Source organism: Psychrobacter sp. DWR1-2-3 (genome assembly GCF_049896465.1).
Taxonomy (GTDB): domain Bacteria; phylum Pseudomonadota; class Gammaproteobacteria; order Pseudomonadales; family Moraxellaceae; genus Psychrobacter; species Psychrobacter maritimus.
Genome location: NZ_JAFCUJ010000002.1, coordinates 506921 through 519527, shown reverse-complemented (window position 1 = coordinate 519527; position 12607 = coordinate 506921). Strand labels below are relative to the sequence as shown.

Below are 12607 nucleotides of genomic sequence, written 5' to 3'. Positions count from 1 at the left end.
TATAAAGGCAAGGTTAATCTACTTTGGTTAAAACGCCGGCATCCATATGCCAATGTTTATCTGCTAATGGCATAATATCCTGCGTGTCATGAGTTACCCACAATAATGTGCGCGTCGGCTCACGACGTAACCAGTTGATAAGCAAATGCACGAGTTTCGCTGACGTATCGACGTCTAAGGCTGCAGTAGGTTCATCCAATAACAATACTTGCGGGTTTAATTGCAATAAACGCAGTGTATTGACCAGTTGCCGCTCGCCACCCGACAGAGTGTTGGCGTCTTGTTGTAAGAAGTCAGAGGTACGCTCTAAATGCTCAAGCTGCTCGATGTGCCAGTCGATATTAAAGTGCTTTTGTTGATGGTTTGCCAAGCGGTAGGGCAATTGCAAGTTATCAATAACGCTGCCTTCTAGCAATTGTGGCTGCTGCGCGAGAAGGGCAACCTGCGAGCGCCAATGCATGGGTGCTATTTCATGAATGCTATCACGAGTATCACTCTTTTGCGCATCGCTTTGTAGCCAAACGTCGCCGGTCGTCATAGGCAGCAGCCCTGCTAGTATGCGCAATAAGACAGACTTGCCACTGCCAGAAGCGCCAGTCAAAACCGTCACTTGCCCAGCCAGTAATATACCACTGGCACCACTTATCAATGCACGGTTATTAATGGATAAAGCATCGTCGGAAGCTGAACTCTTCTGTCTTTTTGTGAACCATCGGCGGTAAGTAGGGAGCGGAGTCGCGCGCTTGCTATGGACCCAAATATCTTCAAATGCTAGCATAAAAGCCTTATTATCCGTCTTATTGGCGCTCATAGCCTAGTCGTTCAATCGTTTTACTTGCCAGCGTGTTGTATGAGCGCTTGCTCAATGGTCTCGCGTAATTTTTGCGGTACGCGAATAGGACGCATAGGTGCACTATGGTTGGCAGTCGCATCAGAACCAGAATCAGATATAGAAGCTGGCGTGATTTGATTTTGCACGCAAGCGATAACGATTTTAGTGCTGCTTAACAAGGTATTGTTGGAATAATTGCTGTTTAAAAAAGCAGTGTTTGCTTGAGTATCATCATTTGCATCTACAGTTGGCATTAGGCGATGAATGCTTTGATAAAATACAATACTGGCAGGTTTTAATTCGACCTTATCGATACGTACATTAATGACTTCATCTAATAGAATGGCTTTTTTGTATTGCAGGTCTGCTTGGCTGACGACAAAATGCTGAATCTCACCATCATCGGTCTGCAAAAAATAGCCATTTAAACCAAGCTTGGTAAACCAGTCACGGCGACAGTTTTCAAAGAATACTAAATGATTGGCATGGTAAACTATGCCGCCCGCATCAGTATGGTTAATATATACATTATAATCAGTGGCAAATAGCGGTGTGCTTGCGCTAATAGGTGTTGTATGAGTGTTTTTATTCATAATTGTCATAATGTTGCTCAGTAAATTTACTTAATAATTTATTTTTAGGGTTTAAACATTCATAGATATGGTTATAAAAATAAGAAAAAATCGGTAACGCATCTGTGGCTGCTTTTAACAGCTACTCTATCGTAAGAGATAAGGGCGCGCAACAGATAGCCTTGCCGATGTCTGTTATCATAAACCTTTATATAGTCAGTTCAGAATAAAATCGATATATTAATCTTTAGGTGCGACTGGGATAAATTTTCCTTGCTTGCAGCTATCACAGAGGCTACGAAAAATTCATTCCAGTCGCACTGTCTCTGTTTTAAAGTGAATCCACTATATATTGCCGCTCTGCTTTATTTTATAGCCGCACTATTTAATGGTCGCACTTTTAAAGTGTGGATCGTTTAAATAGCAATACTCGTTTATAGCAGTATTTTGTTTTAATTCATTAGTATAGGACAGTTTATGACCCGTTTTGTCAGTTTTAATATCAATGGTATCCGCGCTCGTCAACATCAGTTAGAGGCGGTGCGAGAGGTAATCGACCCTGATGTGATGGGTCTACAAGAGACCAAGGTGCATGATGAGCAGTTTCCGCTCGAAAATGTCGAGAGCTTGGGTTATCACGTCGAGTACTTTGGTCAAAAAGCGCATTATGGCGTGGCGTTATTATCGAAAGTTGCGCCTATTTTTGTACAAAAAGGCTTCCCTGGTGAAGATGCAGAAGCGCAAAAACGCTTTATCCATGCGCGCTATGTGTTCGATGGCCGTGAAGTGGATGTGCTTAACGGTTATTTCCCGCAAGGTGAGAGTCAAGACCATCCGACCAAATTCCCTATGAAGCGTGCCTATTATGCAGATTTGATGACCTATATCGATACGCTAAAAGCAGAAGGGCGCTCGCTAATTATCATGGGTGATATGAATATTGCCCCAGAAGATGTCGATATTGGTATCGGCGAGGTCAATGCCAAGCGTTGGCTGAAAAATAGAAAAACCTCTTTTTTACCTGAAGAGCGTGAATGGTATAGTGACTTGATGTCACGCGAGCTGACCGATACTTATCGTCTGCATTATCCAGAGAGTACCGAATTATATAGCTGGTTTGATTATCGCAGTCGCGGTTTTAATGATGAGCCGAAACGTGGTCTGCGTATCGACCACATTTTATGTACAGCGGATTTAATAGAGCACTGCGTTGATGCGGGTATTAGCTATGAGCTACGCGGCATGGAAAAACCCTCTGATCATGCGCCAATTTGGGCAGCGTTTGACTTAAATAAAGTATAATAGCTTGATTAAAAACAGCAGGTTTTAATCACCAAGTTTTATATCTAAGACTGTAAAACTAAGAGCGTATAACTAAGATTTTATAAAGATAACTTATAACCAATAAATAATGCATCAGCATTGATGAATAAGGATTGAATGATGGCTGTCGGCAACGTTGCAATACCGAATACGATTTATCCTATTGATGGGATTAAACTAAGCGCCACCGCTGCAGGCGTACGCTACAAAGACCGCGATGATTTGGTGGTGATAGAGATTGCTGATAGCGCCAACACTGCGGTTGTGACCACAAAAAATACCTTTTGTGCCGCACCGGTACGTGTTTTACGTGAACACTTTGCTAAAGCCAGCCCGCGTTATTTAATCACCAATACCGGCAACGCCAATGCCGGTACGGGCGCTGATGGTAAACGCCGCGCGGTTGATATCTGTAGCGCTCTAGCTGCTAAAGCTGGCGTGGATGTCAGTACTGTTTTGCCATTTTCGACAGGCGTGATAGGCGAGCCACTAAATAGTGATGCTGTCATCGCAGGCTTAGACAATGCCTTAGCCAATCTGGCCGCCGATAATTGGCTGGCCGCGGCCAATGGTATTCGTACGACGGATACGATTCCAAAGCTTGCCAGTGAAAAGGTTGACGTCGATGCTATCAGCTATCATATTACAGGTATGTCAAAAGGCTCGGGAATGATACGCCCCAATATGGCGACTATGCTTGGCTATGTGGCCACTGATGCTAATATCGCCGCTGATTTATTGCAAGAAATGCTGAGCAAAATTAATGAGCAATCCTTTAACCGCATTACTGTCGATGGTGATACCTCAACCAATGATTGCTGCGTTTTGATTGCAACCGGAACAGCGAGCTCGGAGATTATTGATAGCCCAGAGCATCCGCATTATCAGCCGATATTTGACGCCTTAACGGCAGTGTTTGTGCGCTTGGCACAATTGATTGTACGAGATGGGGAAGGTGCCACCAAGTTTATGACGGTAAAAGTCACGGGTGGCAATACCACGCAAGAATGCTGCGATGTGGCGTATGCGGTCGCCCATTCACCACTGGTCAAAACGGCGTTTTTTGCCAGTGATGCCAACTGGGGTCGTATCTTAGCAGCGGTTGGTTATGCTGGTATCGACGACCTTGATACCGAGCAAGTCGATGTTTATCTAGATGAAGTGATGATTTGTCAAAATGGTGGTGTGGCTCCGACTTATACGGAAGCGGCTGGCAAAGAGGTTATGAGTCGTCCTGAGATTACCATTCATATTGATTTGGCACGTGGCGATGCTCACGATACCGTTTATACCTGCGATTTATCTTACGATTACGTCAAAATAAACGCGGATTATCGTAGCTAAAAATCATTTATATTTTTATACAAACGCTCAAAGCTGAAATGGTTTTGAGCGTTTTTTTATGTCTAATACTAAATAATTCAATACTAAATAATCCAATGCCGAATTATTCAATACTGTGATTTCTCTCATTAATAAATCACTGTTAATAAAAGACCGGTAATAAAAAACCATGAATAAAAACCGTTTATTAACATCAGTTGCAAAAGCTGACGTTACGTTACAAAGCAGTTATAGAGGCTAAGGGGTTCGACGACCTATACTAGCTGCAGTAAACAATAGACGGTACAGATGGAGGTTGGGTAATTTGACCTAAATTGACTCTATCTCGATTTTATAGCTTTGACTTTATAGTTATAGTAGATTCAAAACCGAACCTTTCATTCACAGTATCTTCATAAATGCCTACTACCTTTTGAATAATGACAATTGATTAAAATGGGTTCAAAAGGTAATGATTAATACTAATAAACTGAGGATTTAATAATGAAAAAATTAGCAATTGCTGCATTGATGACGACTTTTGTTTTATCAGGCTGTTCTACCATGGGTATGAATGATGAGCGTACTATGGTGGTTGAAGGCGAAGCGATGAATGTCAAAGTGGTTAACATTCCAAGCTTTAAAATAGAAATAGCACCTCTAAAAGCAGTTTGTGAGCTGCCAGATGCTAATGGCAATAAAATTGAGTCAGAATGCCTACAATATCGTCAGACTTATCAGAAAAACTACACCCCTTTAAACGGTAATATTCAAGGCTTCACTTATGAGCCAAATTATCGCTATATTTTAGATGTGCGCCAAGAAGCGGTTATGAATGAAGCGACTCAGGTGGTTAAGCCAGTTTGGATTCTAAACGAAGTGGTTTCAAAAACAGCTGAATAATTTTAGTTGTAGATTATTATAGAAAAAGCCTCTAATCATTAGAGGCTTTTTTTGGTTTTAATTTTAAAAAATGACAGTCATTATTTGCATTAACATTGACTGTAATTCACACTAACGCCGCGGGTAGCCGTGGGGATGCGGTTATCAGCATAAATGGCAAGACCGCCGCGTGCGGTTTCTTTATATTTATCAGACATATCCGCGCCTGTCTGCTTCATGGTTTCAATGGCTTTATCCAATGAGACAAAGTGCTGACCATTGCCGCGGCAGGCAAGACGAGCGGCGTTAATGGCTTTTACCGCGCCCATCGCATTACGCTCGATACAGGGAACTTGCACCAAGCCGCCAATCGGGTCACAAGTCAGACCTAAATTATGCTCGATACCAATCTCAGCAGCATTCAAACATTGCGCTGGCGAGCCGCCCATAATCTCTGCCAATGCCGAACCTGCCATGGCACAGGCTGAACCGACTTCGCCTTGACAGCCCACTTCAGCCCCAGAGATAGAAGCGTTTTGTTTAATTAAGCTGCCAATGGCGGTGGCATTTAATAAAAACTTACGGACGCCATCTTGGTTATAATTGGGTAAAAAATCACGATAATAGTGCAAGACCGCAGGAATAATACCCGCCGCACCATTGGTCGGTGCTGTGACAACTTTACCGCCATTGGCATTTTCTTCATTGACGGCAAGTGCATACAAATCAACCCAATCCATCGCTGCGAGCTTATCGGTTTTGGCAATAGGCAAGTCTTTTTCAGCGCATAGTTGATTATGTAAATCGTGAGCGCGGCGTTTAACATCAAGTCCGCCCGGTAAAATACCACTGTTTTTACAACCTTGGGTCACACAGTCCTGCATCACCTCCCAAATCGTATCTAAATAGCTAAAGATATCCGCTTGATTGCGATAGTGACACTCGTTAGCGAGTACCAGCTCACTGATACTTAACCCATGCTCACGGCATTGTTCAAGCAACTCTGCGGCAGTATTAAACGGGTAGGGAACGATATCAATCGTTGGACTGGCATGGTCCTCATCGGGATTGTTTGCATCATCTTCGTTGATAACGAAACCGCCACCAACCGAATAATAGGTTTGCTGGTACTTGCTACCATCGGCCAATAACGCGCGGATGGTTAAGGCATTAGGATGATAAGGCAATACCGTATCATCGTACCAATACATATCGCGCTCGCTATCGAAGTCGATAATATGTTTACCTGATAAATTAAGCTGTTTATCAGCAAAAATAGGCGCTAGATATTCGCCAGTCAAGCGGGTATCAATGGTACTCGGCGTATGTCCCAGTAAACCCAAATATATCGCCGTATCGGTTGCATGCCCTTTACCAGTAGCGGCCAACGAGCCATAAAGCTCGATTTCAATATTTTTAATCGTCGTTAATGGGCTTTGCTTAAGTAATGACGTCAAAAATAAGTTGGCCGCCACCATGGGCCCGACCGTATGAGAGCTCGACGGTCCAATACCAATTTTAAATAAGTCGAAAACACTAATCATATAAATACCAATAAATTGTCAGTGCATCAGCGTATGTGATAAATAGGCTTAAGTACTGGTGTGAAAAAAGATAATAGATAACGGCTCCAAAAGCCTTGATAAATACAGCACAATGACAAGGGCAGGCATTTATTTAAATGCACACTTTAATAAATGTGAGTATTTAAAAAACATGGGATATTATCTATAAATGTCTCTCAGTATAGGCGTACAGAGACCTGCTGAATAATAACTTTTATTTATCATAGAACTCCGTTATCATGCTCGCAGCCATTACCTGTGTAACATCCTGTAATCTTGCTAACACTATATAGTGAACAACGTCGCAGAAATCCTTAAACTACTTTTAATAGAACCTATTTGACGGTCTATATTTGGTCAAAGTAAATGACTTTCCTGCTGTTATCGTTTTTTAATTCCTCTATAGTTGTTGATGATTGGCATGACTTAGCTGTTATCGTTTTGACTGAATTCATATCTGTATTCTCATAGTTGTATTTTTCATAGTTGTATTTCCCACAGTTTTTTAGCTGACTCGTATTCTCTCAGCTCAAATAGGACAGCGCATGACAACTCCCGAACCTCATTCTCCAAACCCCGAAAATAGCACCCAAGAATCTGCTTCGCACAATGCATTAGAAGCGGCTGGTATTGATGCAGCTGCGATGAGTTATCCGCACAATCCAGACTTTGATAATGGTCGTTGGTTTCCAACGTGGCGTCCGTATGGCGGTGATTTGGATCGTGATCCGGTCGGTATCAATGAGTATTTGCCGCCCGCAAAGAGCGTTTTATTAGGTGTGCAGCATACTTTTGCGATGTTTGGGGCAACGGTGCTGGCGCCATTATTAATGGGCTTTGACCCCAATTTGGCCATTTTGATGTCTGGTATTTGTACGGTGATGTTTTTTATGATTACCGGTGGGCGCATGCCTAGTTATTTGGGCTCAAGCTTTGCCTTTATTGGCCCGGTTATTGCGGTGACGGCTTATGCAGGCGTGGGATTTAATGACAATTTGAATGTCGCCTTGGGCGGTATCATGGCATGCGGCATCATTTATGCGTTGATAGGTCTATTGGTCATGAAGACGGGTACAGGCTGGATTGAGCGTTTGATGCCGCCTATTGTTACCGGTGCAATTGTGATGATTATTGGTTTGAATTTAGCACCAGTGACCATTCAAGGGGTGTCTGCCAACCAGTTTGATGCATGGATGGCCACGCTGACGGTATTGCTTATCAGTGGGGTGGCGGTATTTACCCGCGGTATGCTGCGCCGTTTGCTGCTGTTGGTTGGCTTGATATTGTCTTATATCGCTTATTTCTTTATGACCAATGTGCTTGGCTATGGCGTTCCGATTGACTTTACTAGTGTATCAGCAGCGTCATGGTTTGGTCTGCCAAGTATTCATTCACCGCGTTTTGAGATGAGTGCGATTATATTAATTGCGCCTGTTGCCTTTATTTTAGTGGCCGAAAACTTAGGGCACTTTAAAGCAGTCGAAGGTATGACTAAAGCGCGAGTAACGCCTTATATGGGTCGGGCATTTTTTGCTGATGGCTTGGCGACAACGTTTTCGGCAGGTTTTGGTGGTACAGGTGTGACCACTTATGCAGAAAACATCGGTGTCATGGCTGTGACCAAAGTATATAGCACGACGATTTTTGTGGTAGCAGGTCTGGTGGCTATCTTGCTTGGATTATCACCAAAGTTTGGCGCAATTATTCAAACGATACCGGCGGCTTTATTGGGCGGCGCATCTATTGTGGTATTTGGTTTGATTGCGATTGCAGGGGCAAAAATTTGGATAGACAATCATATCGACTTTAGCAAAAACAGCAATTTAATCATTGCTGCGGTCACCGTTATTATGGGTACGGGTAATTTTAGCTTGCATCTAGGCGGCTTTGATTTGGGTGGTATTGGTACGGCTACCTTAGCCGCGATTGTGCTTAATGCCTTATTTAATAGACAAAAAGATTAATCGTCAAAAAGGCTCACTGTTAAAAAGAGTGATGTTTTACTCATAAAATTAAAGAGTTTAATATATTGATAAGCAAAAGCCACAATAATTATTGTGGCTTTTATTTATTATGACGCTTATTTATAAACATTGTTATTTGCTGCGTTCTTTATTTATAGTCACGTTTATAAAATCGTGAAAAAAACCGATAACGTCGTAGCGCGCGTGGTTTAGGTTTTAATGAACCTAAATAAATGGCAAACATGGTCAGCAATGCGCCGCTCCATTGTAAAGTATTAATCGGTTTATCAAGCCAGCTATAATCAATCACCAAGGCGGCAATGGGCTCGGTCAATAACAGCAGCCCTGTCAATGCCAAGGACAACTTAGGAATAGAGTAGGCGATAAGCCCCCAAGCCAAGCATTGCATCACGGTGCCATAAATCAATACCCAACCAATCTCAGACCACGTATTGGGCAAGATATTGCCCATATCGAACACAAACATCGGGACAATCATTGCCACTACGCCGCCGATGCTAATCAGTTGCATGAGCATAAATATCGGCGTTGGCTCAGTATCGTGGGTCTTACGGATAAAGGTCATCGACGCGGCAAGCATAGCGCCTGAAACGATACCCGTGACAAACCCCCAAGTCGCCGCGGTGTTTTGCGCAAATTCAGGACTACCTATCATTGCCACGCCTAGCATGGCTAAAAATAAACTGATAAGCTGCACGATAGATTGGCGCTCATTAAAATATAAAAAACCAATGGCCGCTAAAAAGAAAATCTGTAAGCTGTTTAATAAGGTTGAGATACCGGGACCGACCGCATAAATACTCTCATGCCATAGCGCTAAATCGAGTCCTAAAAACGCGCCTGATAATAGACCGTAAAAAACAGCCCGCTTTGAGCGTGGAAGTCGTTGTCCTGTCATTTTAGCCAATATAGCAAAGACCACGCCTGAAATAGCCAGTCGCCAAAATGACATTGCCCAGCCGCCGATATCGACATGAGCGACAATTAAGCTGCCCAAACCAAAAATGACGCAACCAATGACCAAGCCAGTAGCGGCGGAGCGTGAAGAGGCGATAGCCATGCAATATCCTTATCTCATTACTATGATACTTTTTTAAAATACTTTCTAAGTGTTGTTTGCTAAAGAGCTGGTTTATCAAGAGCTGGTTTATCAAGAGCTGGTTTATCAAGAGCTGGTTTATATAGACAGGCCATATTGTCAGTGTTTTACTCTTAAATTGGAATGCTTTGGCGCGATTTATTTTATAATGACGTATCATCCACCTTAGATAAATAAAGCGGTCACCTTCTCACAGCAATAATATTGGCGCACGTGCTGCCATTTGTTACTCTAACATTCATTTGTAGTTTAAAGTGCGTCATGTTTAAAATAGCGATACTCTTCAAATACTTAACTTAATATAGTCAATTCTATATAAAATAGAGACATGATATTTTTACGCGAAACTGTCGTAAGTTTTCCTCGCTTGCTGTGCGCTTTGCACTCCAGAGGCTTCAAAAAATCTATGACAGTCCCGCTATATGGTTTTTATAATGAACTCACTCTATATTTACAGAGCTTCTATTATTTTTAGTCTAGGTTTGCTTATGCTGCAACGTTCTATATCGAAACGAAAAATAGATTTCTTATTGACACTGCCGCGACAACTATCGCGTGCAATCTTTGTCGGGCGCCTGTCTGTCATAAGCATCATAGCTGCTACGTTTTTTTTGACGTTAAATGCGCAAGCCGCTAGCTGCAAAATACCCAAAAGCTATTATAAAAATGTCTCTTGTACCTCTAGTAGCGGCTATTTTTTAGCCATAAAAGATTACGGTGCACCAGTTGCCTTGATTGATAAGCAAGGCAAAAGCGTGCTTGATTTAACCCGCTATCAAAGAGTAGATGCTGACAAAATATCGGGCGGCTTGCTACCAGTGCTGCGTAATGGTCGGGTGGGCTACGTCAATATGCAAGGTCGCGAGGTTATTCCTGCGATGTACGATATGCTCAAAGAAGGACAAAGTTGGGCGCGTCCCGTCTCTGAAGGTCGCATTGTGGTCAAGCAAAACGGTCATTATGGGGTTGTAGATACTGCCAACAAGACAGTCATACCATTTTCCGCTGCAATTAATGATATTGACGATTATCGTAGCGGCATGACGCGCGTACGTAAAAATCAAGCTATCAGCTGGTTGGATAAAAACGGCAAACCTACCTCTGACCTAAATAGCAAGGCTGCTAGTCAAAATTCGAAAAGTACACTTGTTAGTAGCAATGAAGCTGCGCAAAAGTTGCCACCGTCCCGTAGTTTTACCACCTTGCAGCCACGGCAACAAGACGGCAAATGGGGCTTTGTTGACGATAATAATGTGTCTATGATTACCTATTCTTTCGATGACGTGCGACCATTTTCTGAAGGTTTGGCGGGCGTGCGTATCGATAATGAATGGGGCTTTGTCAATTTAGGCGGTGAGTTAGTGATTCCTTTTCGCTTTGATAATAACGGTGTGAATGCGAGCGATCATTATAAAGACCAACCTGCATTTGTATTTACGAATGGCAAAGCTTGGATTGGCAATTTAGAAAATGGCAATAAAATGTGTATTGATAAAGAGGGTGATAGTATTGGATGTGATTGATACTTAAGACTTATCATTTAATATCACGCTTAAATTTGCCGGCAAAAAAAGAGTGTCAGAGCGATAGGTTATTCATCGCTCTGACACTCTTTTTTTGCTTGAGGCGGACTAGCCTTAGACGTAAACGGTCATTTTTCTAGCAAGTGCTTGCTAATTAAATCGACCATATAGGGCTGATAGTATTCGGGAATATCGTGTGCCATACCTTCGATTAAATGAAAGCTTGCATTAGGAATGGTCTTTGCAACCACTCGACCTTGTGAGGCGGGTAACAGACCATCAGCGCTACCATGCAGCACAATCGTCGGTGCTTTAACTTGTTTGCTATATTTGCTAATCGAGCCAGAAGCTAAGATAGCATTGAGCTGTTGTACCGTACCAAGCGGATGAAAATTACGCTGATAACGTATCTTGGCGATGTCACGTACCATGCGCACATTGACGTGCCCTGGTGTGCCAACGGTTTTCATAAACCAGACGCTATGCCGCACGATATCGCGCTCAGAGTGGCTCTCAGGGCGGTTGATCAGGGTATATAACTGCTTGGGTTTGGGCGGCTTTAAAAAAGCACGATTGGTGGTGGTAAACATCAAGGCCATGCGCTGTACCAAACTTGGATAACGCGCGGCAACGATTTGAGCAATCATCCCGCCCATAGAAGCGCCAAGCAGATGCGTTTTACCAAGCTTTAAGGCTTTGATTAAACGCGCCGTATCTTCTGCCATGTCGGTTAAATTATAAGCAACCGGCGCGCCTTTATTCGACAGTCCCGTTTGCAGACGCATCATCATTTTTAATTGGCTGATACGCGGCAAACCATCAATCTGTACTTTGGACGACAAGCCGATATCACGATTGTCAAAACGAATTACAAAAAAACCGGCATCGATAAAGCGCTTGATGAAACTATTGGGCCAAAACACCATTTGTGAGCCAAGCCCCATAATCATAAGTAACGGCGGATTCTTGGGATCACCACCTGCCTCAACACACAGCTCAATGCCATCGCCGATATCGATCATCGATTGATAAAGATGCTCGCTTAAGTCGGATGCACGCCAATTATGGTCGCCAAATTGCTGCCATTCAGGGGTTGGATAATTGCCATTTTCCTCTGAAATCTCAGGCGCTTCTAAAATCCTAGGCGCACTATTGATGGGGTTTGATTGTGTCATGAAGTATCCTATTTAAACGGTCATTGGCTTAAAGTTCGAGCATCTCAAAATCAAGCTTGCCAACGCCGCATTCTGGGCAAATCCAATCATCAGGGATATCTTCCCATTTAGTGCCAGGCGCGATGCCTTCTTCAGGACAGCCGAGCTCTTCGTCATATATCCAGCCGCAGACAATACATTCATAACGTTTCATAAATAGTCCTATCGATTATTGTCACTGTTATTAAAACCAGTGTTACTAGGTGTTTTTTTAAGGCTTATATTCACTACTATAGTCAATATTTAGACCGTAAAAACGCACGTAGTTTATCATATAACCGTAATTTTC

The 12607-nt window shown here is 42.8% G+C and carries 11 protein-coding genes; 5 read left to right on the top strand and 6 right to left on the bottom strand.

Features of this window, described 5'->3' with window-relative positions; translation table 11 throughout:
• Positions 1–13: 13 nt before the first annotated feature.
• Together ACP7AA_RS05335 and ACP7AA_RS05330 are read right to left on the bottom strand one after the other, a co-directional pair.
• Positions 14–811, bottom strand: a complete 798-nt coding sequence (locus ACP7AA_RS05335) for an ABC transporter ATP-binding protein (RefSeq protein ID WP_426222845.1) — start codon at positions 809–811, stop codon at positions 14–16.
• Between the two features lie 20 nt (positions 812–831).
• Complete coding sequence (locus tag ACP7AA_RS05330) at positions 832–1434, bottom strand: thioesterase (protein ID WP_426222844.1); 603 nt, start codon at positions 1432–1434, stop codon at positions 832–834.
• Positions 1435–1881: 447 nt separating this feature from the next.
• On the opposite strand from ACP7AA_RS05330, the gene xthA reads away from it, so the two are divergent.
• The 3 genes from xthA to ACP7AA_RS05315 all read left to right on the top strand — a co-directional run bounded on the left by xthA (position 1882) and on the right by ACP7AA_RS05315 (position 4953).
• On the top strand, positions 1882–2706 hold the full coding sequence (gene xthA, locus ACP7AA_RS05325) for an exodeoxyribonuclease III (RefSeq protein ID WP_201563420.1): 825 nt from the start codon (positions 1882–1884) through the stop codon (positions 2704–2706).
• 141 nt (positions 2707–2847) lie between these two features.
• The gene (gene argJ / locus ACP7AA_RS05320; RefSeq protein ID WP_426222843.1) at positions 2848–4071 is read left to right on the top strand and encodes a bifunctional glutamate N-acetyltransferase/amino-acid acetyltransferase ArgJ; all 1224 of its coding nucleotides are present in this window, start codon (positions 2848–2850) and stop codon (positions 4069–4071) included.
• A 483-nt stretch (positions 4072–4554) separates the two neighbouring features.
• A complete protein-coding gene (locus tag ACP7AA_RS05315) occupies positions 4555–4953 on the top strand; it encodes a DUF4377 domain-containing protein (RefSeq protein WP_183617989.1) in 399 nt (132 codons plus the stop codon).
• Between the two features lie 89 nt (positions 4954–5042).
• Here the strand turns inward: ACP7AA_RS05315 and ACP7AA_RS05310 are convergent, their stop codons facing one another.
• Positions 5043–6476 carry an L-serine ammonia-lyase gene (locus ACP7AA_RS05310; RefSeq protein WP_426222842.1) on the bottom strand — a complete coding sequence of 478 codons (1434 nt, stop codon included), beginning with the start codon at positions 6474–6476 and terminating at the stop codon, positions 5043–5045.
• 665 nt (positions 6477–7141) lie between these two features.
• On the opposite strand from ACP7AA_RS05310, the gene ACP7AA_RS05305 reads away from it, so the two are divergent.
• A complete protein-coding gene (locus ACP7AA_RS05305) occupies positions 7142–8461 on the top strand; it encodes a solute carrier family 23 protein (protein WP_406947517.1) in 1320 nt (439 codons plus the stop codon).
• Positions 8462–8609: 148 nt separating this feature from the next.
• On the opposite strand, the gene ACP7AA_RS05300 is transcribed toward ACP7AA_RS05305, so the two are convergent.
• Positions 8610–9542, bottom strand: coding sequence for a DMT family transporter (locus ACP7AA_RS05300; protein ID WP_426222841.1), 933 nt, complete (start codon positions 9540–9542; stop codon positions 8610–8612).
• A 527-nt stretch (positions 9543–10069) separates the two neighbouring features.
• Between ACP7AA_RS05300 and ACP7AA_RS05295 the strand changes: the two genes are divergently transcribed.
• Positions 10070–11104: a WG repeat-containing protein gene (locus ACP7AA_RS05295; protein ID WP_426222840.1), complete on the top strand. Its 1035-nt coding sequence runs from the start codon at positions 10070–10072 to the stop codon at positions 11102–11104.
• A 128-nt stretch (positions 11105–11232) separates the two neighbouring features.
• Here the strand turns inward: ACP7AA_RS05295 and ACP7AA_RS05290 are convergent, their stop codons facing one another.
• Entirely contained in the window at positions 11233–12279 is a 1047-nt protein-coding gene (locus tag ACP7AA_RS05290; RefSeq protein WP_426222839.1) for an alpha/beta fold hydrolase, read from the bottom strand.
• 28 nt (positions 12280–12307) lie between these two features.
• Positions 12308–12472: a rubredoxin gene (locus ACP7AA_RS05285; RefSeq protein ID WP_183618001.1), complete on the bottom strand. Its 165-nt coding sequence runs from the start codon at positions 12470–12472 to the stop codon at positions 12308–12310.
• Positions 12473–12607: the final 135 nt, after the last annotated feature.

Coding starts and splice junctions, on each gene's coding strand:
- ACP7AA_RS05290 (WP_426222839.1), bottom strand. CDS start 12,279: ATGACACAATCAAACCCCATCAATAGTGCGCCTAGGATTTTAGAAGCG.
- xthA (WP_201563420.1), top strand. CDS start 1,882: ATGACCCGTTTTGTCAGTTTTAATATCAATGGTATCCGCGCTCGTCAA.
- ACP7AA_RS05335 (WP_426222845.1), bottom strand. CDS start 811: ATGAGCGCCAATAAGACGGATAATAAGGCTTTTATGCTAGCATTTGAA.
- ACP7AA_RS05300 (WP_426222841.1), bottom strand. CDS start 9,542: ATGGCTATCGCCTCTTCACGCTCCGCCGCTACTGGCTTGGTCATTGGT.
- ACP7AA_RS05310 (WP_426222842.1), bottom strand. CDS start 6,476: ATGATTAGTGTTTTCGACTTATTTAAAATTGGTATTGGACCGTCGAGC.
- argJ (WP_426222843.1), top strand. CDS start 2,848: ATGGCTGTCGGCAACGTTGCAATACCGAATACGATTTATCCTATTGAT.
- ACP7AA_RS05285 (WP_183618001.1), bottom strand. CDS start 12,472: ATGAAACGTTATGAATGTATTGTCTGCGGCTGGATATATGACGAAGAG.
- ACP7AA_RS05305 (WP_406947517.1), top strand. CDS start 7,142: ATGAGTTATCCGCACAATCCAGACTTTGATAATGGTCGTTGGTTTCCA.
- ACP7AA_RS05315 (WP_183617989.1), top strand. CDS start 4,555: ATGAAAAAATTAGCAATTGCTGCATTGATGACGACTTTTGTTTTATCA.
- ACP7AA_RS05295 (WP_426222840.1), top strand. CDS start 10,070: ATGCTGCAACGTTCTATATCGAAACGAAAAATAGATTTCTTATTGACA.
- ACP7AA_RS05330 (WP_426222844.1), bottom strand. CDS start 1,434: ATGACAATTATGAATAAAAACACTCATACAACACCTATTAGCGCAAGC.